This is a genomic window from Candidatus Andeanibacterium sp., assembly GCF_057143545.1.
In genome coordinates this window covers 1-2,039 of the sequence record NZ_DBNHSF010000154.1, presented here as the reverse complement: position 1 = coordinate 2,039, position 2,039 = coordinate 1, and the positions used below count along the sequence as shown (strand labels likewise).

Annotated in this window: 2 protein-coding genes; both read left to right on the top strand. The window is 64.6% G+C overall.

From position 1 onward, the window contains the following. On the top strand, positions 1-817 hold an 817-nt coding region (locus AC16XC_RS08960), incomplete at its 5' end, for an O-acetylhomoserine aminocarboxypropyltransferase/cysteine synthase family protein (protein ID WP_484034309.1). A 107-nt stretch (positions 818-924) separates the two neighbouring features. After that, positions 925-2,039: beta-galactosidase (locus AC16XC_RS08955; protein ID WP_484034308.1), on the top strand; the 1,115-nt coding region annotated here is incomplete at its 3' end.

Here is a 2,039-nt window from a genome sequence, read left to right as displayed (position 1 = left end):
TCCGGGCGGCGTGGTGCAGGATATCGAAGCGATCGCAAAGGTCGCCCACGATGCCGGCGTTCCACTGATCGTCGACAACACCATGGCGACCCCGATGCTGTGTCGCCCGATCGAGCATGGGGCGGATATCGTCGTCCATTCGACCACCAAGTTCTTGAACGGGCACGGCAATTCGATCGGCGGGCTGATCGTCGATGCGGGCAAGTTCGACTGGAAGGCGAGCGACAAGTTCCCCGCGCTGACCCAGCCCAACCCCTGCTATCACGGGGCGGTGCTGGTGGATGCGCTCGAGCCGGTCGGGCCGATCGCCTTCATCATCGGCTGCCGTGTGCTCGGCCTGCGCGATCTCGGCCCGGCGATGGCGCCGATGAACGCCTTCCTCACGCTTACCGGGATGGAGACGCTGGCGCTCAGGATGGAGCGGCATTGCGCCAACGCGCATGCGCTGGCGAGCTGGCTCCAGGTGCATCCGAAGGTCGCCTGGGTCTCCTACGCCGCGCTCGACGACGACCACTATCACGCATTGTGCAAGCGCTATCTCGGGGGCAAGGGCGGGGCGGTGTTCACCTTCGGCCTCAAGGGCGGCTACGACGCCGGGGTCAAGCTGGTGAATTCGGTCGAACTCTTCAGCCTGCTGGCCAATATCGGCGACACGCGCTCGCTGATCATCCACCCGGCCTCGACCACCCACAGCCAGCTCAGCGAAGCCGAACTGCTCGAAGCGGGCGCCGGACCGGACGTGGTCCGGGTTTCGGTCGGGATCGAGCATATCGACGATATCATCGCCGACCTCAGCCAGGCGCTGGACAAGATTTGAACGCCATTTCTCATCTGGCTCGTCATTGCGAGCGCAGCGAAGCAATCCAGGGAGGTAGGTTTGGCCCTGGATTGCCGCGGTGCCTTCGGCACCTCGCAATGACATTGATGATGTTGGCCGTCGTCGAAATTCAAGCCGCAGCCCAGACGCCGCATCTCGAACAGCGCGGCGACGCGATGCAGCTGATCGTCGACGGCGAGCCCTTCCTGGTGCTGGGCGGCGAACTCGCCAACAGTTCCGCCTCGCATCGCCATTTTCTAGCGCCGAGCTGGGAGCACTTCGAGGCGATGAACCTCAACACCGTGCTGGCTCCGGTGAGCTGGGAATTGATCGAGCCGGTCGAGGGACAATTCGACTTTTCGACGGTCGACTGGCTGCTCGAAGATGCCCGCGCGCATGACCTGCGGCTGGTGCTGCTGTGGTTCGGGACATGGAAGAACTCGATGTCGACCTATGTCCCGGCCTGGGTGAAGCGCGATGTCGAGCGTTTCCCGCGGACGCTCGATGCCGAGGGCAAGGTCCAGGAAATCATCTCGGCCTATTCGCCCGAAGCGCGCAATGCCGATGCCAAGGCTTTTGCGGCGCTGATGCGGCACCTCAAGGCGGTCGACGGCGAACGGCACACCGTGATCATGGTCCAGGTCGAGAACGAGGTCGGCTTCCTGTCACTGCCGAGGGAGGACCGGCTGACCGGGAACCCGGCCTTCGACGAGGCGGCCCAGGCGCAGGCCTATGCGCTCTATGTCGATGCCGTGGCGAAAGCCGGCAAGGCCGAGCTCGACCTGCCGATGTTCGTCAACGGCGCACAGCGGCGCCCGGGAGCGGCTCCGGGCGAATATCCCTCGGGCGGGCCGCTGCCGCATCTGGCGCAGGAGTGGTGGCGGCTGGCGCGCAATGTCGATTTCCTCGCGCCCGACATCTATTTCGACAATTTCGCCCAGATTACTGACGCTTACGTCCAGACTGGCAACCCGCTGTTCATTCCCGAAGCCAACCGGGCGAGCGACCCACGGATCGGGGCCAACGCCCTGCGCGCCTTCGGGCGCAATGCCGCCATCGGCTTCAGCCCGTTTTCGATCGATACGGCCGACGAAGCGGGCCGGAAGCGTATCGCTTCGCTATACGGCATGCTCGAACAGCTCGCGCCGCTGGTGCTCGAAGCGCAGGCCGAAGGGCGGATCGAGGGCTTCTCCAACCCGGTGAGCTTCGAGGGCGAAATCGA